Source organism: Actinoplanes sp. HUAS TT8, from assembly GCF_051380535.1.
Classification (GTDB): domain Bacteria; phylum Actinomycetota; class Actinomycetes; order Mycobacteriales; family Micromonosporaceae; genus Actinoplanes.
Genome location: NZ_CP195646.1, coordinates 2,601,971 through 2,627,246, shown reverse-complemented (window position 1 = coordinate 2,627,246; position 25,276 = coordinate 2,601,971). Strand labels below are relative to the sequence as shown.

Annotated in this window: 17 protein-coding genes and 1 tRNA gene; 12 read left to right on the top strand and 6 right to left on the bottom strand. The window is 71.8% G+C overall.

Going from position 1 to position 25,276, the window contains the following annotated elements; translation table 11 throughout:
• Positions 1-2: 2 nt before the first annotated feature.
• Complete coding sequence (locus tag ACSHV8_RS11540; RefSeq protein WP_436532171.1) at positions 3-2,474, bottom strand: hypothetical protein; 2,472 nt, start codon at positions 2,472-2,474, stop codon at positions 3-5.
• Positions 2,475-2,781: 307 nt separating this feature from the next.
• Here ACSHV8_RS11540 and ACSHV8_RS11535 point away from each other — a divergent pair, with 307 nt between their 5' ends.
• Positions 2,782-3,132, top strand: a complete 351-nt coding sequence (locus ACSHV8_RS11535) for a hypothetical protein (protein ID WP_436532169.1) — start codon at positions 2,782-2,784, stop codon at positions 3,130-3,132.
• A gap of 39 nt (positions 3,133-3,171) precedes the next feature.
• Positions 3,172-3,474 carry a hypothetical protein gene (locus tag ACSHV8_RS11530; RefSeq protein WP_436532168.1) on the top strand — a complete coding sequence of 101 codons (303 nt, stop codon included), beginning with the start codon at positions 3,172-3,174 and terminating at the stop codon, positions 3,472-3,474.
• A 55-nt stretch (positions 3,475-3,529) separates the two neighbouring features.
• Here ACSHV8_RS11530 and eccCa read toward each other — a convergent pair whose 3' ends face one another.
• Positions 3,530-7,474: a type VII secretion protein EccCa gene (gene eccCa / locus ACSHV8_RS11525; protein WP_436532166.1), complete on the bottom strand. Its 3,945-nt coding sequence runs from the start codon at positions 7,472-7,474 to the stop codon at positions 3,530-3,532.
• A 106-nt stretch (positions 7,475-7,580) separates the two neighbouring features.
• Between eccCa and eccD the strand changes: the two genes are divergently transcribed.
• The 7 genes from eccD to ACSHV8_RS11490 all read left to right on the top strand — a co-directional run bounded on the left by eccD (position 7,581) and on the right by ACSHV8_RS11490 (position 14,354).
• Positions 7,581-8,915, top strand: a complete 1,335-nt coding sequence (eccD, locus tag ACSHV8_RS11520; protein ID WP_436532164.1) for a type VII secretion integral membrane protein EccD — start codon at positions 7,581-7,583, stop codon at positions 8,913-8,915.
• Positions 8,916-8,945: 30 nt separating this feature from the next.
• Positions 8,946-10,397, top strand: coding sequence for a hypothetical protein (locus ACSHV8_RS11515; RefSeq protein ID WP_436532162.1), 1,452 nt, complete (start codon positions 8,946-8,948; stop codon positions 10,395-10,397).
• On the top strand, positions 10,394-10,744 hold the full coding sequence (locus ACSHV8_RS11510; RefSeq protein WP_436532161.1) for a hypothetical protein: 351 nt from the start codon (positions 10,394-10,396) through the stop codon (positions 10,742-10,744). Before ACSHV8_RS11515 ends, ACSHV8_RS11510 begins: the two co-directional genes overlap by 4 nt.
• Positions 10,745-10,858: 114 nt before the next feature.
• Positions 10,859-11,365, top strand: a complete 507-nt coding sequence (locus tag ACSHV8_RS11505) for a SigE family RNA polymerase sigma factor (RefSeq protein ID WP_436532159.1) — start codon at positions 10,859-10,861, stop codon at positions 11,363-11,365.
• Positions 11,362-11,985, top strand: coding sequence for a hypothetical protein (locus ACSHV8_RS11500; RefSeq protein WP_436532157.1), 624 nt, complete (start codon positions 11,362-11,364; stop codon positions 11,983-11,985). The genes ACSHV8_RS11505 and ACSHV8_RS11500 overlap by 4 nt, the downstream gene beginning before the upstream one ends.
• 52 nt (positions 11,986-12,037) lie before the next feature.
• A tRNA-OTHER gene (locus ACSHV8_RS11495) sits at positions 12,038-12,164 on the top strand.
• Between the two features lie 27 nt (positions 12,165-12,191).
• Positions 12,192-14,354 (top strand): hypothetical protein, encoded by a 2,163-nt coding sequence (locus ACSHV8_RS11490; protein ID WP_436532155.1) that lies wholly within the window; start codon positions 12,192-12,194, stop codon positions 14,352-14,354.
• Between the two features lie 109 nt (positions 14,355-14,463).
• On the opposite strand, the gene ACSHV8_RS11485 is transcribed toward ACSHV8_RS11490, so the two are convergent.
• Entirely contained in the window at positions 14,464-17,790 is a 3,327-nt protein-coding gene (locus ACSHV8_RS11485; protein WP_436532153.1) for a tetratricopeptide repeat protein, read from the bottom strand.
• Between the two features lie 168 nt (positions 17,791-17,958).
• On the opposite strand from ACSHV8_RS11485, the gene ACSHV8_RS11480 reads away from it, so the two are divergent.
• Positions 17,959-20,772, top strand: coding sequence for an ATP-binding protein (locus ACSHV8_RS11480; RefSeq protein WP_436532151.1), 2,814 nt, complete (start codon positions 17,959-17,961; stop codon positions 20,770-20,772).
• A 322-nt stretch (positions 20,773-21,094) separates the two neighbouring features.
• On the opposite strand, the gene ACSHV8_RS11475 is transcribed toward ACSHV8_RS11480, so the two are convergent.
• Positions 21,095-21,280, bottom strand: a complete 186-nt coding sequence (locus ACSHV8_RS11475) for a DUF397 domain-containing protein (RefSeq protein ID WP_436532149.1) — start codon at positions 21,278-21,280, stop codon at positions 21,095-21,097.
• A gap of 54 nt (positions 21,281-21,334) precedes the next feature.
• On the bottom strand, positions 21,335-22,237 hold the full coding sequence (locus ACSHV8_RS11470; RefSeq protein WP_436532147.1) for a helix-turn-helix domain-containing protein: 903 nt from the start codon (positions 22,235-22,237) through the stop codon (positions 21,335-21,337).
• Positions 22,238-22,699: 462 nt separating this feature from the next.
• Here ACSHV8_RS11470 and ACSHV8_RS11465 point away from each other — a divergent pair, with 462 nt between their 5' ends.
• The gene (locus ACSHV8_RS11465) at positions 22,700-23,647 is read left to right on the top strand and encodes an RNA polymerase subunit sigma-70 (RefSeq protein ID WP_436532146.1); all 948 of its coding nucleotides are present in this window, start codon (positions 22,700-22,702) and stop codon (positions 23,645-23,647) included.
• Positions 23,648-23,673: 26 nt separating this feature from the next.
• A complete protein-coding gene (locus ACSHV8_RS11460; protein ID WP_436532144.1) occupies positions 23,674-24,618 on the top strand; it encodes a zinc-binding dehydrogenase in 945 nt (314 codons plus the stop codon).
• On the opposite strand, the gene ACSHV8_RS11455 is transcribed toward ACSHV8_RS11460, so the two are convergent.
• Positions 24,537-25,247 (bottom strand): AfsR/SARP family transcriptional regulator, encoded by a 711-nt coding sequence (locus tag ACSHV8_RS11455; RefSeq protein WP_436532142.1) that lies wholly within the window; start codon positions 25,245-25,247, stop codon positions 24,537-24,539. The two genes, ACSHV8_RS11460 and ACSHV8_RS11455, sit on opposite strands and share 82 nt — an antisense overlap.
• Between the last annotated feature and the right edge of the window lie 29 nt (positions 25,248-25,276).

The window sequence follows — 25,276 nt, the reverse complement described above, 5'->3', positions numbered from 1 at the left end:
TCTCACTTCGCTCGTCCGATGATCGTTTCCGCCCACGCGACCCCGTTCTGGTAGGAGTCACCGGCGTGGTTCGCGGCAGTAGCCGCCTGGGTGCCGGGTCCCTCCTTGTAGGCCTGCCAGGCCGCGATGTCCTCCCGGTCCCAGCTGTCGATCGGCTTGGGATGCCCGTCCACGAGCAGCCGCGGCGGCAGGTCGGGCGGGCCGCTGTTGTAGTACGCGGCCTCGACGAGGTTGGCCGCGGTGGCGCGGCTGCCACCGAGCATCTCGCCGACCTGGTAGTTGGTCCGGCCGAGGTTGTCGACCTTGGCCTGCTCCTCGGCCTGCGACACCACGTCGCTGACGAACTCGCCGGCCAGGTCACCGACGACCGGCACCGGGATCTTGTCCGTCGCCTTGCCGACGACCTGGTCGACCACCTTGCTGATGATCGCGTACCGGTCCTCGACGCTCTCGTTGTACTTGGCGTCCTTCTCGGCGCTGGTCTCGTGCTCGGCCACGGTCGCCCCGTAGTCGAGGGCGCCGAGCACGTGGCCGTAGTTGGACGAGATGTTGTCCAGCGCGCTCAACTTGAGGGCCGGCGTGATGGCCGGATTGTCGAGCTTGGTGCCGTACTCGGCGACGGCGTAGACCCCCTCGGCCTGGGCCACGGTCTGGTGCGCGCCCTCGTCCTTGCCCAGGTCGGTGAGGAAGCGGACCAGGTGCGTCTGGCTCACGTCGATGGTCTGACCCGGGATCGCGCCGTCCGAGTCGGAGATGTTGCGGTTCACGTCGAAGATGTACGCCTTGATGATGTTGGCCATCGAGTCGCGGATCTCCGGGTGGATGAGGTCGGCGTTCACGTTGCTCTTGGCCCCGTGCTCGGAGTCCAGGCGCACGCCGTTCTCGTAGCCCGAGGCCTGCTCGTCGACGTTGGTCTCGAAGATGATCGACTCGACCAGGCGCCGCGCGTCCGGCCCGGCGTGGTCGGTCGTGGCGTGCTCCAGGGCGATGCCGAGCTTGTCCAGGCCGACACTCTTGTAGTCGTCGCCGTGCTGGGTGAGCTCGCCCGCCCAGTCGATCCCGCCGGGGGTGTCGGCCAGCGGCTTCCAGTCCCGGTCGGTCAGCAGGTAGTCGAGCCGGGGCAGCCGCCCGCCCTCCGGGCCGTCGCTGGTGTAGGTGGTGACGCCGGTGAACAGGTCCCGGGCGCCGTCGCCGTTGCGCGACAGCGCGTCCATCAGGGCGGTCACCGGGTCGTGCCCGGCCGGCACGGTGTTGTCGGTGTGCCCGTGCGTCCAGTCCAGGCGCAGGTCGTCCACGGTGTCGTTGTTCCACAGGTTGCTGTTCTTGCCCTGCGCGATCTCGAAGTCGACGATGTCACCGCCGACCGTGGACAGGAAGCGGGCGTCGTAGTCGCCGTTGTAGAGCAGCGGCCCGAGCAGCTGATAGCCGTAGAGGCCGGGCACGTACGACAGGGTGTTGCTGGGATCGCCGATGTCGATCTTGCTGCGCCCGGCGATCATCAGGTCGGTGACCCACTGGTTGGACAACTCGTACTTGCCCGGGTAGTAGTTCTCGCCCCGCGGACCGCTGCGGGTGCCGGTCGCGGTGGTGGCCGTGGCCAGCGCCACGCCGAGACCGATCTGCAGATCGCGGACCAGGTCGGCCGACTGCGGGTCGAGCAGCCCGGAGTCGACGTCGTCGCCCGGCCGGTCCAGGTTGTAGGTCGCCAGTGCCCCGTTGAGCTCCAGCAGGCCCCGCGGCCCGAGGTCGTTGAGGAAGTTGTAGGCGAAGACCTTGTCCTTGCCGTAGTCCCGCACCAGGTTGCGCAGCTCCTCGAGCTCGGCGTTGGTGGGGTGATACGTCGGGTCCTTGAACTTCTTGGCCAGCTCGTCGGCCCGCTTGGCCGCCGCCTCCATGTTGATCTCGTGCCAGTAGGCCGGGAAGACCGAGAACACCCCGGGAGTGCTGGGCAGCGCGCCCGCGTCCCGGGCGGCCTTCAGGTTGGCCTCGGTCGGGCCGTCCCGGAACATGCCGGCCGCCGTGCCGGCGCCCTCGACGATGTCGGTGTTGTAGGCCGTCCACCACTTCTGGCGGGCCCCGGCCTCGGCGGTCAGGCGGGCCTCGGTGACGTCGGCGTCGGTGGGCGGTTTGCCGTCCACCCCCTTGGCGCCGTAGTGGTCCTTGGCGCCACCGGCCAGGTCCCCGGTGATCCGGTCGACCTCGGTGTTGAACGCCTTGACCCGGCCCTCCCAGTAGCGCAGCGGCGCGGCGGCCCAGGCCAGCGCGGCCGAACTCTCCTGCGCGTCACGGCGCAACGGTTCCGGCGCCGCCCGCAACTCCTCGGCGCACATGCCGTCCCAGTCCGCCTCGGCCGGCTTGAAGGCCTTGTCGGTGACGGTCTTGAGGTCCAGCGCCTTGCCGGCGAGCCGTTCGAAGTCGGCGGCCCGGGCCTCGATCTCCCCGGTGTTCGCCGCATGCCTGTCGAACGGGGTCATCCCCGCCCCTCCTCCATCATCCGGTCTCATGCCGGCCTCCCCCGGAATTGATCCACATTGACGACACCCGATTGTCGAACCCGTCCGACATAGAGAACCCCGGCCTCCCGGATCGGGTTCGAAGCGATCCGCGCATCTTTCGAAAAGCTTTGCCCGACAGGCTTTCACGGGATCGCAAATGTGGCGACCCGGGGTTACGGTCGTGGTCAGTTTCGCAGCGCACCAAGCGCACCGCCTTGATCCAGAAGGCTGGTCATTCCCCGCCTCCGCGAGAGGGAGCGGGGCCTCTCTCGGAAAGGAAATCCAGGTGTCGGACTTCGTCAACCTCAATGATGTCGGCGCGCTGACCCGGTCGGCCCAGGGCTATGAGGGCGTGGCCGAGGACAAGGCGAGCGAGTCGCGGTCGTTCTCCGGCAAGATGGACGCCTCGCAGCGAGGGCTCATCGGCAACGCCGGCTCGACCTTCACGAACGTGGCGGACTCACACACCGCCAACCTGACCCAGCTGGCCAACCGGATCGCCGAGCAGGCCGTCCGGGCCGCCCGCGGTGAGAAGACGCTGGTCTCGGCCGATGAGGACGCCAATTCGGCCCAGTCGGGGACCCAGAACACCATCGAGAGCAACGCGTCGGCGGTCAGCCGGCCGATCAACGTCTGATCCTCAAACGATCTTTCCCCAGAAGGGACGGCTCCATCCATGGCCAGCAACCAGCTCCGGGCCGAATTCGGCACCCTCGATCAACTTTCCGCCGATCAGGGGACGCACGCCGGCAATATCGAGAGCTACCGGGAAACGCTCAAGCAGCACGTCTCCCTCGCGATCTCGAATTTCGACGGTGGTCTCGGCAGTGACGAGCACGACGCCGTCATGAAGATCGCCGACCGGCTGATCGACGAGCACATCCAGGCGACCCAGCAGTTCAAGGGCTCGACCACCCAGGTCCACGACACGTTCCGGCAGGGCGGGGAGATGGCCCGCAACATCCTCGCCTCCGGGTAATCCAGCCCAGCGCCCGGACGGCCGTTCCGCACCGGCGGGACGGCCGTCCGCATGTTCACTCCCCCGTCGCCACGGCCACCTGGATCTGCTGGAAGCCGCCGCCACGGGTGGCGTAGAGGGCCCGGCCGGCGGGCAGGCGCTGCGAGGCCACCCCGTTGATCAGCCGGCCCTCCATCCGGTCGCCGGAGAACAGGAACCCGGGCGTCGAGACGTCGTTGAGCCGCTGGATCAGCGGGTCGAGCATCGCCCGGGACATGCCGCCGGTACGCCGGGCCAGGACCAGGTGCAGCCCGATGTCACGGGACTGGGCGATGAACTCCACCAGGGGCAGCAGCGGATTGCCCGAGGAGTTGGCCACCAGATCGTAGTCGTCGACCACGACCAGCACCTCCAGGCCGCTCCACCAGTTGCGCCGGCGCAGCTGCTCGGCCGTGACCTCCGGCCCCGGCAGCCGCTTGGTCACCGAGGCGGCGACCTCCTGGGCCACCGCCAGGGTGTTCTGCGGGGTGCCGCAGTAGGCCAGCAGGTACTCCTCCGGGACCGCGCCGAGCAGGCCGCGCCGGTAGTCGACGACCACCACGCCGAGCCGTTCCGGCGGGTAGAGCCGGCGGAACCCGTCGACCAGCACGCGCAACAGGTTCGACTTGCCGGTCTCGCCGTCGCCGTAGACCAGCAGGTGCGGGTCGCCCCGGGTCAGGTCCACCGCGGCCGGCTGCAACCGCCGCTCGGAGATGCCGATCGGGACCAGCCCGCGCTCCGGATCCACCAGCGGGAGCTCGCTCTGCAGCACACGCGTGGGCAGCACCTGCACCGGGGAGACGGCGCCGCGCGGCCAGCGGTGCCGAGCCAGCGCGACCAGCTCGCGCTGGGCCGCGCCGAGCTCGGTGGTCGCGGCGACACCGTCCACCCGGGGCAGGGCCACGTGGAACTGCAGACTGCCCTGGATCAGGCCGCGGCCGGGCATCTTCTTGTCGAGACGCCCCTGGGCCTTGCGGTCGAAGGCACTGTCGAACGGGTCGTTGAGCCGCAGTTCGAGCCGGCCGCCGAACGCGGCCTGCATCCGCATCCGCAGCTGCATGGTCTGCCCGACCGAGAGCAGCACGTACACCCCGTAGTTGGGGCCGCGGGCGGCGATCTCACCGACCCGGGCCTCCAGCAGGTCGAAGTCCTCCCGGAAGCTGCCCCAGCCGTCGACCACGAGCAGGATCGTGCCGGGCACCTCGGCGCCGATCCGGCCAGCGGTGCGCGCCTCCCGCAACGCGGCCGGGGAGTCGAAGCCGTGCTGCCGGAACAACTCCTCGCGGGCCTCCACCGCGGCCGCCACCTCCAGCACGGTCCGGGTGATCCGCTCCGGGTCGGCCCGGGTGGCCACACCGGCGACGTGCGGCAACTCGGCCAGCGGACCGAGGCTGCCACCGCCGTAGTCGATGACGTAGAACGCCACGTCGCCCGGCGCGTACCGCAACGCCATCGAGCTGACCAGCGTCCGCAGCAGGGTGCTCTTGCCACTCTGGACCGCGCCCACCACCAGCAGGTTCGCTCCCCCGCCGGTGAAATCCCACTCCAGCGGGAACTGCCGCTGGGCGGCCGGGTCGTCGACCAGGCCGAGCAGGGCCGAGACCGTACCGGCGGGGGCCAACTCGGCCGGCTCCTGGATGCGGTCGAGCGGGAGCGCCACGGGCAGCGGCGGCAACCACACCGGCCGGGTCGGCGGGGCCTCGGCCAGGCACAACCGCCGCACCACCATGTCCAGCACGCTCTCCCGGCCGGCCGGGGCCGGGCGCCCGCCGTCCGGCCCGGACGCCGGCGTGGCCTCGATCCCGGCCGCCAGCCATCGGCCGAGGCCGTTGAGAGCCAGGTACGGCACCACGGGCACGACCACGTCGGGCACGTCCTGCGGCGAGGTGTAGACGTCGGAGACCATGGCCGCCTTGAACCGTTCGAAGACCGTGGTGTCGACCTTGAGGTAGCCGACGCCGGGTTCCGGCATCAGGTGGTAGGCGTCGGGCACCCCGATCGCCTCCCGGCTCTCCGCCTCCGAGAAAGTGCGAAGGCTTATCCGGTACGACAGGTGGGACTCCAGCCCACGGATCTTGCCCGTCTCCAGGCGTTGCGTGGCCAGCAGCAGGTGCACACCGATCGACCGTCCGATCCGGCCGATGGCCACAAACAGCTCGGCGAAGTCGGCCTTGGCGGTCAGCAGCTCACTGAACTCGTCGATGATGACCAGCAGGTGCGGCAGCGGGTCGAGCGGCTCCCCGGCGTCGCGCAGCGCCTGATAGGCGGTCACGTTCGGCAGGTTGCCGGCCGCGCGCAGAATCTCCTGACGGCGGCGCATCTCCCCGTAGAGGGCGTCACGCATCCGGTCGACCAGGGTCAGGTCCTTCTCGATGTTGGTGACCATCCCGGCGATGTGCGGCAGCTCGGCCATCGGCGCGAACGTGGCGCCACCCTTGAAGTCGACCAGCATCAGCGCCAGCTGCTCGGGCGGATGCCCGATGACCAGCGAGGTGACCAGGGTGCGCAGCATCTCGGACTTGCCCGAGCCGGTCGCACCGACGATCAGCCCGTGCGGGCCCATCCCGCCGTGCGCGGACTCCTTGAGGTCGAGCATCACCGCGTTGCCGGTGCCGCCCACCCCGATCGGCACCCGCAGCAGCTCCCGCGGGATCCGGGACCGCCAGGTCACCCCCGGGTCGAGCGTCGCCACGTCGGGCACGCCGAGGATCTCGGGCAGCCCGACCGTGCCGGTGAGCGCACCCGACGCCTCCTCGGTGACCAGCCGCAGCGGCGCGCACTGCCGGGCCAGGCTGGTCAGCAGCCCGTCGGCCGGATCGTCGACCCGCAGGTCGAGCCCGGACCACTCCTGCCGGGCCTGACCCTGCTCGTCGAGCACGATGCGGGCGTGCACCTCCTCCGGCTCCTCGCGCCGGTGGCCGAGCAGCAGGATCAGGTGGATGCCGAGGTCGGCCAGGGAGACGCCGCGCTCGGGCGGTTCCAGGCCCCACACCCCGTTGAGGTTCTCACCGTCCACGACGATCACGAGCTGGTTGCGCTGGGTCGCCCGCCGGCCCCGGTGGCGCTGGTGCTCCTCGAACCGGGCCTCCAGCTCGGCGCCGATCAGCTCGGCCATGGCCGGCACGGTCGAGGCGATCAGCCGGGCCGGCAGATCACCGTCGGTGGCGCTCGGGTGCATGGCGTGCGGCAGCCACTTGAGCCACTCCCAGTCGGCCGCCCGGGCCGAGGCCCGCACCACGCCGAGCCGGACCTCCTCGGGCGAGTGGAAGGCGATCAGTTGCGCGGCCAGCGCCCCGGCCAGGCGCCGCCCGGCCGGCCGGTCGCCGACCACGCTGAGCACGCCGACCCCGCGCAGGTCGACACAGACCGGCTGGTCACGCAGGCTGCTGTAACGGGCCCGCAGCTGCCGGGCCGCCTCCAGACAGACCGGGTCGAACTCGTTGAGCGGGCCGTCGTCGGCCGACATGGTCAGCGTCGTGGCCAGCGGCTGATCGCCCAGGCCGGCCCGCAGGACCAGGTAGTCGTCGTCGCCGGCCCGCCGCTCCCAGCGCCGGGCGTCCATCCGGGTGATGTCCAGCAGCCGGGACGGGTCGGGGTGGCGCCACTCGCCGTCCGCCTTCTGCGCGGCCACCGTCGCCCGCAACTGCCGCCGCAGATCCTCCACATAGTCCAGATAGCGCTCGCGGGCCTCGCGCAGCATCCGCCGGGGACCGCTGCGCTGCCCGAAGATCATCACGCCGCCCAGCGCCACCGAGGCGACCAGGAAGAGCAGGCCGGCCGCCGCGAACAGCGGCCGCCCCGGATTGGTGATGGCCACCAGCAGCGAACCGGCCCCACTGATCACCGGCATGATCACCATCGAGGCACTGGCCGCCATCGGCTGCGCGGCCTGCGGTTTCGGTGGCTCGGCGATCAGGATCTCGGTCGCGCGGACGCCGGGTGGCGTGGTCCGGGCCGGCCGTTTCACCAGTGTCGTGGTCATGAGCTCCCCGTGTCGGCGCCGGATGACAGCGCAAGATCACTCGTAGCGGTGGCAGATATACCGTAGCGTGACATCGGTAGCCCTCGACCTATGGACGGAGCCGCGCGTGCCAACGGCCTACAGTCGGGTCACCCTGCTCAACGGCTCCCGGCGGGTGGACCTGGCATTACCCGGTGTGCTGCCGGTCGCCGACCTGATGCCGCAACTGCTGCGCCTGTGCGCGCCGGCCGAGGACGTGGTGACCCCGGCGACGTGGAGCATCGGACGGGTCGGCGGGCCCAGCATCAACCCGGCGCGCACGCTCATCGACAGCGGCGTGGTCGACGGCGACGTCCTCGAACTGCGCTCCGCGTCCGATTCACCGCGTTCGGCATACGTCGAGGACGTCCGCGACGCCGTCGAGGACCTGGTCGACGCGGCCGGGCACGTCTGGGAGCCCCGCACCACCGAGACGTTCGCGCTGGTGACGGCCGCGATCGGGCTGGCCGCGCTGGCCGCCGTCCCGCAGGCCCGCGCTCCCCACGACGGCAACGCGGTCGCCGGGGCCGTCCTGCTCGCCGTCCTCAGTGTCGGCGCCGGCCGCTGGGCCGCGCAGCGCGGGCACCGGATCGCCGGGCCGCTGATGTTCGCCACCGGCACGCTGTGGGGGGCCCTGGCCGGGTGGCTGGCCGCCGGATTCGGCACCTGGCAGCCGACCACCGCTCTGGCCGTCGCCCTGATCGGCGGGCTGACGGTCGCCTGCTTCGCCCGGGCCGCCAGCACCCAGGCCACCGGTCACCTGGCCGGCTGGCTGCTGCTGGCCGCCTCCGGGGTGGTCGTCGCGGTGTGCGGCCGGGCCGGGTCCGAGACCATGACCGGGGTCCGCGTCCTGGCCGTCCTGGCCGTGCTGACCGTCGGGGTGATGCCCCGGCTGTCACTGACCGTGGGCGGCCTGGCCGGCGCCGACTTCCGGATCCGCAACTTCGGCGCCATCTCGGCCGACGAGATCGGCGAGCGGTTCCGGCAGAGCCGGGACCTGTTCTACGGCGGGCTGCTGGCCGCGGCCGTCGTCGCGGCCGGGTGCGGTGCGCTGCTGACCCGGGGCACGACCTGGGATCACTGGCTCGGCGTGGCGCTCGGCGTCGGACTGATCCTGCGCTCGCGGGCGTTCTCCCGCATCCCGTCGATCCTGCCGCTGCGGCTGGCCGGCCTGGTGGTGCTGACGCTGCACGGATTGTGGTACATCCTGGACACTCCGGCGCTGCGGCCGTACCTGCTCGTGCTGGGCGCCGCCGCGGCGGCGATCGGGGTGGCGGTCAGCGCCGTGCCGCTGTCCGAGGTGACCCGGGCCCGGGTCAAGGAGACGCTCAACCGGGTCGAGCGGGTCGTCGTGATCGCCATGATCGTGCTGATGGCCGGGGCGGTCGGCGTCTACGCGTGGGCCGGCCGGCTCACCGGCTGAGACGACCGACCACACCGGGGGGTGGAGAGAATGACCGAACGCGACGACGAATCGCCGCAGGACCACGATCGGCAGTCCGCGCAGGCGGCGGCCGGTGAACTGGCCCGGATGGGCATCGACCCGGCCGTGCTCGGCCTGGACCCGGCGGCCCCGCCCGCGACGGCCGGGCCGCGCCCGCCCGCCCCGCGCTGGTCCGACGAGGACGGCGCGGCCGGGCACCGGCTGCCCGCGCCGCCACCGCAGTTCGCCGACCCGGGCCGGCGCCTGCACGCGCTCTCCGGCCAACTCGCGCCCCCGCCGGCCGAGACCGCGCTGCCCCCGGGCCGGATCGCCAGCGTGCTGAGCCGCCCGCTCGGCGCGATCCAGCCGCCCGGGCGGCGCGACACCGGATCGCCCGAGGACTTCCGGCCGGCCTCGGCCCCGCCCGCGGTGACGCCGACGATCGTGGTGCCGGGCCGGATGCACCGGGCCGTGCGGGCCGTGACGTTCGGGCTCGCGCAGCCCGGCGCGGCCGCCGCCATGGAACGCGAACGGGAACTGGTGGCCCGGGCCCGGACCCGCCGGCGCGAGGGCCGGACGGTCGCGTTCATCGCGGGCAAGGGCGGCGTCGGGACGACCACGACCGCGCTGGGGACCGCGCTCACCCTGGCCGCCCTGCGCACCGACCTCACCGCCGTGGTCGACACCCGGCAGGGCGCCGCCTCGATCGGCCGGCGGCTGGCCGGGCGGGCCGCGCCCACCGTCACCGACCTGCGGCCGCGCGCCGGCCGCGGCGAGCGCGTCGAGGCCCCGGCCGAGCCGATGCTGCTGGACGGGCGGCTGGGCGTGATCGACGGGCCGCCGTGGTTCGGGCCGCCGACCGGCCGTCAGGTCGTCGAGGTGCTCGACCAGCTCAAGGACCGGTTCACGTTCACCCTGGCCGACCTGGGCAACGACATCGACTGGGACGGGCACGCGGCCCTGGCCCGGGCCGACCGGACGGTCCTGGTCAGCAGCCCGTGGCCGGACGCGGCGGCGGCGACCCGGGCCACCCTGGCCCGGATCCACCGGCTGGCCCCGCACCGGCTGGACACCATCGTGGTGGCCGTCGTCTGCCTGACCGCCCGGCAGTTCCGGCACACCGCGATCCGGCTGCACGCCGACCTGCGGCTGGACCCGGACCGGCTGATCCCGGTGCCGTTCGACCCGTACCTGGCCACCGGCGATCTGCTGCGCGCCGATCGGCTGCGCCCGGCGACCCGGGAGGCGTACCTGCGGATCGCCGGGGTTCTCGCCGGCCCGCGCCCGGCCGCCCGGCCCGGCGGGCCGTCCCCGCTGCCCGCGCCGCCGCCGGTCGCGCCGCCGCGGCCACCGGTCACGGCCCGGCCGGTCGCTCCCGGAGCCGGGAACGTGCGGGGCGTCGCGTCCGTGGCGCCGCCGAACGATCCGCGCCGGCCGCTCCCGCCGCCGCCGGGTTACCCCGGGCACGGCGGACCGTCGTGAGCTCACCCGGGCACTCCCCCTGGCCCGACGCTGCCACCGGGCAGCCGCCTCGGCCCGGCCCCTCGCCCGCGCACCCTCCGCGGCCCAACGCCGAGCGGTACCTGCTGGAGGCGGACAGCCTGCGGCGGCGGCAACTGCGGGCGGCGCTGCTGCACGGGTCACGGCAGAGCTGGCGGGAACGCCGGCGGATCTGGCCGGCCGTGCTCGCCGGGGTGGGTGCGGTCGCCATCGTGATCGCGGCGATCGCGGTCTACGGCGCGTTCCAGAAGCAGAAGCGCATCAACGAGCAGCAGCAACAGCTCAACAATCCACGGCCGGCGGTCACCGTCTCGGTCTCGGGCGGCTGATCGCCGTACGCGCAAATGCTCTTGATCTTGAAGTTGGTGGGGAACGATGCAACCTGCGGCCGGTCGAATTCCGTGAACAGCGCGGGACAGGGCTTGAGCTGACGGGGTGCGAGCGTGGACGAGCAGGAGTTTCGCGGGTGGGCCGTGGCCGGGCGCAGTGGGTTGCGCCGGACCGCGTTCCTGCTGTCCGGCGACTGGTACCTCGCCGACGACCTGGTCCAGGAGGCGCTGGTCCGGGTCTATCTGGCCTGGTCACGGCTGGAACGCGACGGTGAGATCACGGCCTACGCGCGCCGGGTGCTGCTGAACCTGTACCTGGACTACCGGCGGCGGCCGGGGCGGCGGGAACGGCCGACCGACCGGATACCGGATCACGCCGCGCCCGCGGGCGACGGCAGCGACGAACGGGACAAACTGCTCGCCGCGCTGCGTCAGGTGCCCCCACGGCAGCGGGCGGTGCTGGTCCTGCGGTTCTGGGAGGACCTGTCGGTCGAACAGGCCGCCCATGCCCTCGGCACCAGCACCGGGAACGTGAAGTCGCAGACCAGTCGTGGTCTGGCGACGCTCCGGGCGGCGCTGGACCAGCCCACGGCGTTCGACCACTCGGAGGAGCAGGCATGAGCGACGACGTACGGCGGTTGTTCGACACGGTTCTGGCCGGGCCGCCCCCGGACACCGTGGACATCGACGCCAGCATCCGTACCGGCCGGTTCCGGCGGCGGCGACGGGTCGTGCTGGTGTCGGCGGCGGCCGTGCTCGCGGTCGCCGGCATCACCACCGTGGCCGTGGGGCCGGGCCGTCACCGGGCGCCGACGCCGGCCGTCACTCAGGTGGCGCCCGCCCCGGACACCTCCGGGACGCTGGTCACGCGGGCCGATCAGCTCGTCGGCTCCTGGCGGACGATCATGCTCGACGGGCAGGACATGCGGGACGTCCGGGACCGTGCGGGCAAGCCGCTCGGTGTGACGTTCGAGACGGCCATGTGGGGGGCCGGCGACGGGCTGAACTACTCGTCGGCCGAGTTCAGCGTGTCGCCGGACGGGCGCTTCCAGTCCGGTCAGGTCGCCACCACGGCAATCGGCAGCATCGACGGCCGCGGGATCTATCCGCGGAACGGGCAGGTCGTCGGGGAGGCCACCGAGATGCGCCTCGTGCCGGGAAATCCGGCGACCCTGCTCCTGCTCGTCCAGGGCAAGATCGTGGCCGAGTACGAGGCCACCGTGCCCGCATCCCCCCGATGATCCGGGGAAATCGGGTGGCTGCCGCCGAACCGGGCGTGGAAAGATCCGGGGCGGGTCGCTAGCTCAACTGGCAGAGCATTCGAATTGGTAGTGCGTCCGCCCCCCGCGAGAGCGGTCATGGGGGCACTTCCTTCTCCTTTCGGATCGAAGGGTTCGGGGTTCGAGTCCCCGGCGGCCCACTTCGCTGGGAACCGGGGGTACACACGATGCTCGAGACGATGATCATCAAGAAGACGCTGCGGGTGCCGGCCGGTGCCGGGGCGGCCGGGGACGGCACGCCCGTGGCCCGTCAGCTGGACGCGGCGCTGCTCGATGCCGGGTTCTCGGCCACGCGGGCACTGCTGGAGCACGTCGGCGGGCTCGCGCCGGCGCCGGCCATGGACCTCGCCGCGACCGTCGTGACCGCCGTACGGGAACTGGTCGGGGACCATGTGCAGCACAACCCGTACTTCATCGGGTTCCCGGACGGTGTTCCGGACACGATCGAGTTCTGGGCCGGCCGGCTGCGCGCGGCCGTGCTCACCGGCGGCGGCGAGGCGAGCGACGAGGAACTGCGGGCCGCGGTGACCGGCGGCGGGGTGAACCTGCTCGACCTTCCCGGCTACGGGACCTACCAGCACACGTACGCGGAAATGCTGGTTCTTCGCGACGACCTGATCGCCTCGGCCGGCGACCGGCTGACCGTGCTGCACCTCGGCGACCGCGCCGAGGTCGAGGCCGAGCGCCTCTACCTGGCCCTGGCCGGCAGCACCACGCCGCACGGCGAGGCCGACCTGGCCCTGCTCGGCGAACTGGCCGCCGCCTGCGTGGACGGCGAGCAGCCGGCCGCGATCCCGGTGCGGGAGAACCGGGCCGTGCTCAACAGCGTCCGGCTCGTGCTGGGCCGGCCGCTCGTCGCGATCGACACCACCACCGACGTGCTGCGCCTGGCCTGCCAGGCCTCCGGCGGGGACGTCTCGCTGGCCGAACCGACCAAGTTCCGCTCGTTCCGGCGCCCGGAACGCCGGGTGCTGCTGGCCGCGCTGAACGACGTCATCGCGGCCGGCCCGGCCAAGCTCGGCGACATCGCCCGCTACGCCGAGCGGTGGAAGCGGCTCGGCGAGCGGCTGCACCCGCACGAGTTCGGCCGGTGGACCCACGCCCAGGCGGTGTTCACCGTCGCCCGCGGCGAACGGCACGTCCGCAACCTGGCCGGACGGGCCGAGGCCGCGTTCCGCGACGGCGACATCGGCGCGGCCACCACCGTGCTGTCGGCCGCGCCGGGCATGCTGCTGCGCTCGGCCGACCGGCTGCTGCGCCTGGCCCCGGAATCCGAGCGGCCCGCCGTCGTCGCGTCCATCACCGAGGCGCTCGGCTCGGCGTCCGGGCGGGTGCTGCTGTCGCTGCGCGAACACGTCGGCAACCGGCTGACGCCGGCCTCGGCCCGGATGTACGCGAGCCGCTCGCGCCGCGCCTGGGTCGGCCCGGACGAACGCCCGCCGCTGCCCGCCGACCTGGTCGACGAACTGTCGGCGCGACTCGACACCGAGGTCAGCGCGCGGCTGCCCGAACTCGACCGGCCGCTGCTGGTCGACCCGGCGGTCCTCGACGTGGCCCTGCCGTTGTCCGGGAAGGCGTCCGAGGGCGGATTCGCGGTGCTGCCGCGCGGCTCCCGGTCGGCCGTCTCGGGCGAACGGCTGCGGTTCTTCACGTACTGGCGGCAGGCGAGCGCGCGCACCGACTTCGACCTGTCGGTGCTGCTGCTCGACGAGAACTTCGACAGCGCCGGGCAGGTGTCGTGGACGAACTACCACCACGACGGTGCGGTCCACTCCGGGGACCTGACCGAGGCGCCCGACGGTGCGACCGAGTTCATCGACGTGCCCCTGGAAGTCCGCGGCCAGTACGTCGTCCCGCAGGTCAACATCTTCGACGGCGAATCGTTCGACAAGGTCGCCGAGTCGATGTTCGGCTACCAGACGCGAACCGGCGACCAGGGCGGCGCCCCGTTCGACCCGCGCACCGTGCGGGCCCGCTCGGAGATGCGCGGGCCCGGGCGGGTCGCACTGCCGATCGTCTTCGCCAAGGGCACGGACGGCTGGCAGGCGATCTGGCTGCACCTGTACCTCAACGGCCACCCCCGGTTCAACCGGGTCGAGGGCAACGCCTTCACCACGGCCGACCGGGTGAAGGCGCTGCTGGAACGGCGCTACCTGACCATGTCGTACCTGGTGGACCGGTGGCGGGCGAAGGCCGAGGTGATCGCCTGGGACGGTGTGACGCTGCCGGAACAGCCGGTCACGTTCATCGGCCTGGAGGCGCCGGAAGGGCTGCCGGACGGGTCGCAGGCCTATACGCTTGATCGGCTAGCTGAACTGATCCCCGCCTGACCGTGCGGGCCGAGGCCATGCGGGTGCTTCCTTCGATCTCCGTTCAAATCGGGGACCTCCGCTCGTGCGGGGGATAGGCCATCCAGCACTCGCGCTCTCCTCGGCCCCGTCACGGCTCGGGCGGCCTCCGGGCCAGTTCCCGGGCGGCGGCCCGGTCGCCGGCATCCGCCCGGTAACGCAATTCGGCGAAGCTGCCCCGCGCCGCCAGAAGCCGGGCCAGGGCCGCGGCGGCGGTCCGGTCGCCGATGTCGGCCCGGGCCCGCAACTCGTCCATACGACCGTATTCGGTGAGCAGTTCGACCAGTTTCTCCGCCGCGGTCGATTCGCCGGCGTCGGCACGGACCCGCAGCACGCCCAGCGCATCCTCGATACGGCCCTGCCCCAGGAGGATATCGGCGAGCAAGGTAGCGGCCCCCCAGGAACCGACCTTGACCTGACGTCGCAAAACCCGAATGGCCTCGTCGACAAGGTCTCGGCTGAGAAGGAGGCCGACCAATTTTTCGAGAGAAATCGAGCGACCTACGAGCAGTTCTCCCATCATGAGCTGAATAGCCTCGTCAACCTGGCCGGCGCCGACCAAGACATCGACCAGCGTGTCGCCTGCGGAATGACTGCCCGACATGATGTTCGCCTCAAGGAGGCGAACTGCCTCGTCGAAGCGCCCCTGCTTCACGAGCAGTTCTGCCAATCGATCCGCGGCAGCCGTGGAGCCGCCCTCGGCCCACACCCTCAGCTCATCAACCTGATTCCGCTTGGCCAGCAGCTTGCTGAGGCTCGAACTCGCGGCCCGATCCCCCGAGTTGGCCAAATCTCGAAGTTCGTCGATACGATCATGTGCCGTGAGCAGACGGATCAATTCCTGATGAACGAAGGTGTAAGGACCGCGGTCGTTCCAGGTCTGCAGGAGCTGGATCGCGTCATCTGTGCAGCCCTTCCTGAGCAGGGCCCGGACCAGCGGCTCGGCGACGGTACGGTCCCCATCCGACGCACGAGCCCGCAGGATCTGAATCGCCTCGTCCAGGCTGCCCTGCCGAAGGAGCAAGTCGACCAACCTGACGGCGGCGTAACCGTCGCCGGCCTCGGTGAGATCCCTGAGGTCGGAGATGCGGCCGAAGTCGGCAAGCAGGTCGATCAACCGATGGGCAGCACCTCGATCGCCGGAATCGGCCTGGGTCTGCAGGACCTCGATCGCCTCCTCGAGGTGACCCTGTTCAGCCAGCAGATCCGCCAGCCGATAGGTGACCGCACCGACCTTACGTTTCGACCAGACTTTCAGAACGCCGACGGCCTGATCGACACGGCCCTTTTCCCGGAGCAGATCTGCACGTTCAATGGCTGCCGGCCAACCGCCCAAGCCTGCCAATAGGTCGATCGCTTCCTCGATCCGCCCCAGATCGGCCAGTTCGCTCGCCGCTGTCGCCGCACGGTCACGCAAGTAACGCGGCTGAAAGGTGCGAGACAGATACCGCTGAAGCAGGACGTGACGGAACTGGTAGACGGTTCCCGCCTGGCGAAGCAGGCCGTGCCGGTGAGCATCGGCGAGGAAACTCTCCAGTCGCCAGGGCAGCCGGCCGCCCAGAGCGAGCCGAACGTGGCCGACGCGGAACCGGATCCAGGCCCAACCACCTGTCGTCAGGCCCGCTGTCGTCCCGAAGATCAGGCCGGCCGTGATGCCGATGGGTGCCGGCGGAACTCCGGCCGCCCAGGCCGCAAGGGTGAACACCACGCCGCTGCCCACGGCCTGCTGAACAAACGAGATGCCCACGGTACGACGGTTGTGAACCAGCTCCACCCTGGTCGTCCGACGGGACGGGGCGCCCGGCTTCCAGGCCGGCACCACCAGCGTGACCAGCATAAACGCCAGACCGCCGAGGATCGCGGAGCCCATCTCGCCGGTGATGGACCCGGCCAGCACGGCACCGCCGAGCGAGTACGACACCGACAGCGCCACGCGCTCGACCCGACGCCGGCGACGGCTGCGGAACGTCGTCCGGATAAAGGGTGGTAGGCCGTACGGAAAAAGAGGCCGCAACAGGCCGCCCGCCGCGACCATCATGATGATCGCCCCGGCCGCCGCCGTCCGGATCCCGCCCGCGAATCCCCCGATCAGCGCCGCGCCCAGGATTGCGACGGACACGGTCATCGCCCGCACCCACCGACGGCGGACGGCAAGCAGGTCGGGCCGGATCTGCCACCAGTGCAGGTCGAGTGTGCCCGACTGATCCAGGTGGTAGGCCAGGCACGTCAGCCAGCGACGCGCCTTGCCGGCCGGATAGGTTGTGCGATCCGCGGCCGCCCACGAGCTGTAGACGGCGGTGACGAACGCGTCCATCAACCGCCCGACGACCTCCTGCCGGGACGAGAAGTCCAGCAGCTCGGCCGGCCGGGTCGCCGGGTCCTGGTAGGCCGTGCGCGCCAGTGCCGCCATCAACGGCGAGGCCAACGTCTGCGCCAGCGGGCTGTCCGCCTGTTCCCGCAGGTGCGCGAAGACCGGCTCCCACCGGGGACGCGCCCGCTCCGGGAACGACAGGTAGTCCATGACGGCATCCACGCCGACCGGCGTCAACTCGACCACCGCGGCGGTGGCCAGGATCGTCTCGCTGCGGGCCACGGTCTGCTCGTACTCCCGGATGCGGCACGTCACGACCAGGGCCCGCCCGGCCGCCGCGTACCGATCGAGGGTCTTCAACGCCGGTTCGATCGACCGGTCGGGCAGCTCGTCCAGTCCGTCCAGAACCGGGAGGAGGCGGCGGTGCCCGACCAGCCTCTCGGCCACCTGCCGCGGATCACCGTAGGGCGCCAGCACGTCGGCATACTCATCGGCGACCCGTCGGGCCAGGAATGCCTCCACCGGTTCGCCCGGATCCCAGACGTTGATCGCCAGCAGGACCGGCAGCGGCTCGTCGACCCGGTCCCGGATCAGCCCGAGCGTCATGAGCATCGCGAACACGCTCTTGCCGGCGCCCGGCGCGCCGAGGACCACCAGTTGCCGCCGGGGCAGTGCGCGAAACGCGGTCACGATGTCCTGATTGATGCCGTCTATGGGCGTGCCCACGTGCCCGTGCAGCGGATACTGTTGCCAGTCCCCGCCCAGCGGATCGTCGAGCACCGCCTGACGACTGGCCGCCAGACCGGGCCGCCCGGTCGACGACCAGGCCACCCTCAGGGGCGCCGGCCGGGTGACGTCGAGCCGGGCCGCTTCGTCGGACCAGTCCCCGTTCAGGCGGGCGGCCAGGTCGGCGAGTACCTGATCGTCCGGCCCGGCCGGGCGTGCGGGCCGGCTCTGCACGATCTGGACCCACACCGAGACGGCGATCAGCAGGACGACGACGGCCCAGACCACGGCCGGCCACCACGTCCAGGAATCCGGTGGTGCGACGGTGTTGGTGGCCAGGTTGCCGGCCAGGGCGAACGCGAGGCCGCACAGCAACCCCACCGCCGTCGACGGTACCCACCGTCTCAAGTGCACCTCCGCGATCCACCCGCAACGTAACGCGGGTGGGCAACGCCACGCATCCACCGATGGATGAAACCCGACACTTCCTCGCGCGAGGGTGGGGCATGCTGACGGGACCGGGGTCGGGACGCGCCGGGAGGTGGCAGCATGACTGTCTCGGTCGACCGGATCGTCGGGCGGGAGCGGGTGCTCAGCCACTTCGACGGGTTCCTGGACGCGGCGCGGGCCGGGCACGGTGGTGGTGTCGTGCTGTTCGGCGAGTCCGGGATCGGCAAGACGACCGTGTTGCGGGCGGTGACGGCCCGGGCCGAGGGTATGCGGGTGCTGGCCGCGACCGGGCTGAACTCCGAGGCCACCCTGGCCTACGCCACGCTCGGTGATCTGCTGCGGCCGCTGCTGGCGCGCCTGGGTGAGTTGCCGCCGCCGCAGGCGACCGCCTTGCGGACCGCGCTCGCGCTGGACTTCCGACGATCGAGAAGAATTGGCCGGTACGCGGTCTGTCAGGGCCTGCTCACGCTGCTGAGTCTGGCCGCGGAAGCCCGTCCGACGCTGGTCGTGGTGGATGACGCGCAGTGGATGGACGCCGAGTCGGCCGCCGCGCTGATGTTCGCGGCCCGCCGCCTGGAGAACGATGCCGTGCTGGTCGTCGTCGCGTTGCGGGGTGAGCCGGGGCGCAGTTTCGACGCGACCGGTCTCACCGCGTTTCACCTGGCCGGCCTGGACCGGGATGCGAGCAGCGCACTTCTGGCGACGCTGGGCGCCGATCCGGTCGCCCCGGCCGTGGCCGATCAGCTGCACACGGTCACCGGCGGTAATCCACTGGCGTTGCGTGAGATCGGCCGCCGGCTGAGCCCGCCGGAGCTGGCCGCCCGGCTGGCCATGCCCGATCCGCTGCCGGTCGGTGCGCAGATCCGCCGGATGTTCGCCGCACGCCTCGACTCGTTGCCCGCCGCGACCCGGCCGGCCCTGCTCGTGCTGGCCCTGAGCTCGTCGTCGGCGGTCGAGCGGCTGCTCCCGCCGCTGCGTGCGCTCGGCCTGGACATGTCCGCGTTCGGCCCGGCCCGCGACGCCGACCTGCTCACGTTTCAGGACGGCCGGGTCAGCTTCGCCCATCCCCTGATCCGTTCCGTGGTCCAGGCCGATGCGACGATCAAGGACCGATTTGCGGCGTACGGCGTTCTGGCCGCGACCTCCACCGGCGACCAGGCCCTGCTCTACCGCGCGGCCGGGGCGACCGGGCCGGACGACGCGCTCGCGGCCGAACTGGAGGTGGCCGCCGCCGGCCGCCGCGACCGGCTCGGGTTCGCCGACGCCACCCGGATGCTGCATCGCGCCGCCGCCCTGACCGCCGACCCCGAGCATCGGGCCCGCCGCCTGCTCGACGCGGCCACGGCGGCGCTGATCGCCGGTCGCGCCGACGAGGCCGCCGGCTGGCTGGAGACGGCCCGTGAACTGACCGCCGACCCGGGGCTGATCGCCGGGATCGAACTCAACCGGGGCCGGGCCCTCACCGTGCGCGGCACCCCGGCCATCGCCCGGGAGGTGCTCACCGGGGCGGCCGGTACGGTGGCCGGACGCGATCCGCGCGGCGCCGCCCGGCTGTTGTGCGAGGCCGCGCTGCCGACGTTCACCGAGGGCCGGATCGACGACGGGGTGGCCCTGTGCGAGCGGGCGGTCCGGCTGGCCGACCGGGCCGGGGCGGTCGAGGAGCGGGGGCGGGCACGACTCGTACGCGCGCAGGCTCTTGCCCTGAAAGGGCGGACGCGGGAGGCGCTGGCCGCGATCGGGGAACTCCGGTCGTTTCGGGACGGGCTGGACCCGGTGGCCGACGGCATGGTGCTGAGCATGCTCGGCGCCGCGCAGGGGTGGCTGGATCGGCCGGTCGACGCGCGGCAGACCCTGGATCGGGTGGTGCACGCGTGCCGCCGGGCCGGGGCGCTGGGGCCGTTGGCGATCGCGCTGAGCCATCGGTGCGAGACGGCTCGGCAGGCCGGCGAGTGGGCGCGGGCGCACGCCGACGGCGAGGAGTCGTTGCGGCTGGCCGGGGAGGTGTGGCAGCCGTTGACCATCGGCCTGGTGCAGGTGCTGCTGGCGCGGCTGGACGCGGCGCAGGGCCGGGACGCGACGGCCGAGCGGCGGCTGGCCGAGGCGCGGCTGATGTCGGGGCCGCTCGGGACCGGTGGGCTGGTGCTCTACGAGCGGGGTGTGCTCGGGTTGCTGCACCTGGCCGGTGGGCGTCCGCAGGAGGCGATCGACTCTTTGGAGCCGGCCCGGGAGTTCGCGGAGCGGCACGGGGTGGGCAATCCGTGCGTGGTGTTTTGGGAGCCGGATCTGGTGGAGGCGTACTGGCGGGCCGGGCGGGCCGACGCGGCGGCCCGGCTGCTGGAGTCGTTCGGGCGGCGGGCGGCGGCGACCGGGCTGCCCACGGCCGGGGCGGCGGTGCAGCGGTGCCGGGGTCTGCTGGCCGGGGACGCGGCGACCGCGGACCGGCACTTCCGGGCCGCGATGGTGCTGCACGAGCGCTGTCATCGGCCGTTCGAGCAGGCCCGGACAGCGCTGTGTCACGGGGAGGTGATGCGGCGGTATCGGCGGATCGCCGGGTCGCGGGCGGCGCTGTCGGACGCTCAGCAGACGTTCCGCAGGCTGGGGGCGCGGCCGTTCGCGGACCGGGCGTCGGCCGAACTGGCGGCGGCCGGCGGGACGGCCCGGCCGGCGGTCGAGGCGGAACAGCTGACGCCTCAGGAACTGCAGGTGGCCCTGGCGGCCGGGCGCGGGTTGAGCAATCCGGCCATCGCCGGGCTGCTGTTCCTGTCCCGCAAGACCGTGGAGGCTCATCTGTCGCGCGTGTACCGGAAGCTGGGGATCAGTTCCCGTACCCAGATTCCGGGCGCTCTGGACGGGCTGCCGGGGACGGATCGGGGAGGTGGCGGGCCAGGGCCGGGATCGCGTACGCGCGAATGATCTCGGTCCGGAGCGCCTCGGCGAATCCGGCGTCGGTCGCCATCCTGACAGTCAGGCGCCCGGGGTCGGCGGGCTCACCGTCCAGCAGCCGCCGGATCGCGTCGAGCACGCGCCGGGCGTCGCTGTCCGGTTCCGATCGCACGTCAGGGGCGGACGCGCGGGCGACGAGCAGCGCGGCCACGCGGGCGAGGAACGCCGGGTCGGTCATCCGCCCGGGCGGGTGAACGGTGACATGCGCGGACGGTAGTGCCGCCCCCGTCACGCGATGGTCACCTGGGTACCGGGCGGGATCCGGTCGTGACCCCGCCCGGGTCACGACGCGTCAGGCGTCGAATTCGCCGCCCTTGACGCCGGCGATGAAGTCACGCCATTCCCCCACCGTGTAGACGAACGGCGGATTCGTCGTCTTGGTGTCGCGGACGAGCACGGAATCACCGGAGAAAGCGACGGCCACGCAGGCGCCGTTGGTGCAGTGGGACGAGGTCTGCCACGAAAGGGAATCGGTCATTTCTTCATGCATGATGTGCCTCCTGAGCTGTGCCGGCCGGACCAGGGCCGACGCTCAGGATTCCCTGAGGAGCGTTTCCAGGAAAGAGATCGACGCAGACGGGGTGAGCGCTTTGCCCTGCAGCTCGGTAAAGGCGTCCAGGTACGCTTTGACCTCTTCGAACTGCTCCACATACGTGCCTGCGCCGACAACGCCCTCGTGGTAGACGATGTCGGACATACTGGCAGCCGGGCCGGCTGATATTGAATTCGGGAATTGCAGAACGATGAAGCCGCCGACCAGGCCCTGGTGGGCGCCGGCCGAGAAGGGAATGATCTGGAATTCGATGTGTGATCCGGCGCTGACCTCGATCAGCTTCCGAATCTGGTCGCGCATCACGTCGCGGCCCCCGACCGATCGGCGCACTGCGGACTCGTCCACGACGAACTTCAGCTTGGTGCTCTTGCCTATCAGTCGCTGGCGGGCCATCCGCACCTCGACCTTGGTTCTGATCACCTCGGGATCAGCGATCCAGGCGCCGATCACGGCCGCCGAGTAGTCCGCTGTCTGGAGCAGCCCGGGAACGGCTCCGATCTGGTAATCGGAGATGGTCTCGGCCGCCGCTTCGAGCCCGATCAGGCGCTCGTAGCCCTGATCGAGGCTGAACTGTGCCCACCACGGCGATTCCCGGCTCTCCTCGACGAGCCTCATGAGCTCGTCCCGGACAGCGGGATCGGTGACGCGATAAAGGTCCAGAAGATCCCGTACGTCACGCGCGGAAATGTTCCGCTGCGCATTTTCGATTCGACTGATCTTCGAGGGCGAAAGGAGCAATCGCTTCGCCACTTCGCCCAGGCTGAGACCGGACTCGACGCGCAGTTGCCGCAGCGCCACCCCGAGTTGTCGGCGACTGACCAGGGGACCGGGTTGACCGGTAATGATCGTCACCTCCTTGATCGCAGCCACAAACAAAGCCATGTTTCAATCTGCCACATGGCAATTGCTGCTGGCAATGCCAATCGGCAAACGACTGTGGCAATTGCCCGGGCAATCAGTCATCATGGATTCACTGGCGGTGACACCTCTTCCTCTTCACTGATCAACAGGTCTCACCGTATAACTCCCGCCCGAAGGGAGGTGGTCATCTTCGACGAACATCTCTGCTCAAGGCGGTTGATCAACTGATGGTGCAAACACGCCGACTGGTGCGGCCGGTGCGGCAACACCGGCTGCACTAAGTTAAGCACATTCCCGATGGGACCCGGCAGAGGCACGGCTCTCAGCAAACAGGCCCGTGACCTGCGATTCTTTGAGAAACACACTCACGATGGACCCGGTCACGCGACAACGGGCAGAATGGCCGGATGGATCCAGCTCGGACGGTGACGGCAACCGCGGTCCGGCGTCCGGCCGCGCTCCCCGATCCGGGCGGTGTGAATCGTGCCTGATGGTGACCGGTTCGTGGCGGCGACGGAACCGTTCCGGCGCGAACTCGTGGCGCACTGCTATCGGATGCTCGGGTCGATTCAGGACGCCGAGGATGTGGTTCAGGAGACGTACCTGCGGGCCTGGCGCTCTTTCGAAGATTTTGAGGGACGCTCGTCGGTGCGCACCTGGCTGCACCAGATCGCCACCAACCGGTGCCTGACCGAGCTGACCCGGCAGTCCCGGCGGGTCCTGCCGTCCGGGCTCGGAGCGCCGCAGGCCGATCCGGACGCGCCGATGGAGGCGGCCGAGGCCGGCGTGCGCTGGCTGCAGCCGGCGCCGGACGCCAAGGTGCTGGACCCGGCGAACGTGGTCACGGCCCGCGAGTCGGTGCGGCTGGCCCTGATCGCCGGCCTGCAGTACCTGCCGCCGCGGCAACGGGCGGTGCTGCTGCTGCGCGACGTCCTGGCGTTCCCGGCCGGCGAGGTCGCGGGCATGCTGGGCACGACGACGGCCTCGGTCAAGAGCGCACTGCAGCGGGCCCGTGCACGGATGGACGAGCTCGGCCTCAACGACCGGCAGGTCGCCGAGCCGTCCGAGCGGCGGGCCCGGGAGCTGCTCGACCAGTACATCAAGGCGTTCGAGAACGCCGACCCGGCCGCGCTGGAGCGCCTGTTGCTGGCCGACGCGACGCTGGAGGCGACCCCGCTGCGCACCTGGTTCACCGGGCGGACCGTCTGCCTCCCGTTCCTGCGCGATCACCTGCTCGGCGCCCCGGGCGACTGGCGTATGCGGCCGACCAGCGCCAACGGGCAGCCCGCGGCCGTCGTCCTCACGCACGGCCGGCCGTACGGCATATGTGTTCTCACCGTCACCGACGAGGGCATCCGGCGCATCTCGTCGTTCGGTGATCCGGGTCTGATCGATTCCTTTGCCGGCGACGGAGGGTCTTCCTGGGTGTAGGTCGTCACCCAACCGGAGGAAACCCCATGCGCGCACTGCAGCAGACGTCCCTGAACGGCCCGCGGGACCTGCGCCTGATCACCGACGCTCCGATGCCGTCGCCCGGACCCGGCGAGATCCTGATCCGGGTCACGGCCGCCGGGATCAACTTCGTCGACGTCCAGCAGGCCACCGGCGTCTTCCCGCACGGCCCGAAGCCGCCGTACATCGCCGGCATCGAAGCCGTGGGCGAGATCGTCTCCGGCGGTGACGGGCGCGTCGTCGGCGCCTCGATCGCCGGCGGCGCCTTCGCCGAATACCTGGTGCTGCCGGCCGCGGCGGCGATCCCGGTGCCCGCCGGCTGGACCGACGAGCAGGCCCTGGGCCTGGCCGTGAGCCGGCCGACCGCGGTCGCCGCCCTGATGGGCACCGTCGCCGCCGGTCAGAGCGTGCTGATCCACGCGGCGGCCGGCGCGACCGGTCAGGCCGCGGTGGCGATCGCCAAACACTACGGCGCGACGGTCATCGCGACGGCTTCGCCGGAAAAACACGATGTGGTACGGCGTCGGGGCGCCGATCACGTCCTCGATGCGCGCCGCCCCGACCTGGCCGCCGAGGTCCTGCGCCGGACCGGCGGCGTCGACCTGGTCCTGGAGTCGACCGGCGGTCCCACGTTCGAGGCGAGCCTGGCCGCGGCCAAGCCGGTCACCGGCCGCGTCGTCGTCTTCGGGCTGGCCGGCGGCACGGCGTCGATCACCAACTGGGACCTGGTCTACAAGCATCAGATCCACCTGATCGGGCTCAACCTCGGCACCCTGATCCAGGCCGCGCCGCAGGTCTTCGGCGCGGTCATGGGCGAGATGTTCCGGCTGGTCGGCGCCGGCGTGCTCGGCCCGGAGCAGGTCACCACCTATCCGCTGGCCGACGGGCCCAAGGCGCTGACCGAGCTGGCGGCCCGGGCCACCACCGGGAGGCTGGGCCTGACCCTCTGAAACAGGCCGGTCAGCTGCTCGGTCGGCGCCACGCCCAGCTGTTCCCGGAACAGGGCACGGACCAGACCCAGGTGACGGTACGCCGCGGCCAGGTTCCCGTCGGCCAGCAGCGCCCGGATGACCAGGCGGTGGGCGCTCTCCCGGAGTGGATCGGCGGCCGCTGCCGCCAGGGCCCGGTCCAGGGCGGCGGCCGGGCGCCCGGCGGCGATCGCACTCGTCGCGTCCGCTTCGAGCAGGCGCAGGTAGCGGTGGCGCAGACGTTCGCGTTCCATCACCACCCAGTCGTCGTACCAGCCGGGCAGCAGGTCGGGCCAGGCCGGGCCGGTGAACTCGCCCAGCCGGGCCACGTCGAGCCGGACCGCCGGGTCGAGGCCCAGCGCGCCCGGGGTGCCGGCCAGCAGCCCGGGCGCCTGCCGCCGCAGCCGCCACGCGGCCGTCCGCAGACTCGCCAGCGAACGGTCGTCGCAGGTGGCCGGCCACAGCGTGCCGGCGATCGCGGTGCGGGGCGTGGGCCCGCGCAGCGCCACGAACGCGATGAGCCGTTGCAGGGACTCGGCCACGGTGGCCGGCCCGGCCGGCAGGGTCAGTCCGAAGCCGCCGATCAGCCGCACCCGCGTACATGTCGTCATGGGCTCCGACGCTAGGGGCCAGGGCCCGG

What these genes read in the sequence shown, in the direction of transcription:
- ACSHV8_RS11540 (WP_436532171.1), bottom strand. Translation starts at nt 2,474, where the DNA reads ATGACCCCGTTCGACAGGCATGCGGCGAACACCGGGGAGATCGAGGCC.
- ACSHV8_RS11530 (WP_436532168.1), top strand. Translation starts at nt 3,172, where the DNA reads ATGGCCAGCAACCAGCTCCGGGCCGAATTCGGCACCCTCGATCAACTT.
- eccCa (WP_436532166.1), bottom strand. Translation starts at nt 7,474, where the DNA reads ATGACCACGACACTGGTGAAACGGCCGGCCCGGACCACGCCACCCGGC.
- ACSHV8_RS11515 (WP_436532162.1), top strand. Translation starts at nt 8,946, where the DNA reads ATGACCGAACGCGACGACGAATCGCCGCAGGACCACGATCGGCAGTCC.
- ACSHV8_RS11500 (WP_436532157.1), top strand. Translation starts at nt 11,362, where the DNA reads ATGAGCGACGACGTACGGCGGTTGTTCGACACGGTTCTGGCCGGGCCG.
- ACSHV8_RS11490 (WP_436532155.1), top strand. Translation starts at nt 12,192, where the DNA reads ATGCTCGAGACGATGATCATCAAGAAGACGCTGCGGGTGCCGGCCGGT.
- ACSHV8_RS11480 (WP_436532151.1), top strand. Translation starts at nt 17,959, where the DNA reads ATGACTGTCTCGGTCGACCGGATCGTCGGGCGGGAGCGGGTGCTCAGC.
- ACSHV8_RS11475 (WP_436532149.1), bottom strand. Translation starts at nt 21,280, where the DNA reads ATGACCGATTCCCTTTCGTGGCAGACCTCGTCCCACTGCACCAACGGC.
- ACSHV8_RS11470 (WP_436532147.1), bottom strand. Translation starts at nt 22,237, where the DNA reads ATGGCTTTGTTTGTGGCTGCGATCAAGGAGGTGACGATCATTACCGGT.
- ACSHV8_RS11460 (WP_436532144.1), top strand. Translation starts at nt 23,674, where the DNA reads ATGCGCGCACTGCAGCAGACGTCCCTGAACGGCCCGCGGGACCTGCGC.
- ACSHV8_RS11455 (WP_436532142.1), bottom strand. Translation starts at nt 25,247, where the DNA reads ATGACGACATGTACGCGGGTGCGGCTGATCGGCGGCTTCGGACTGACC.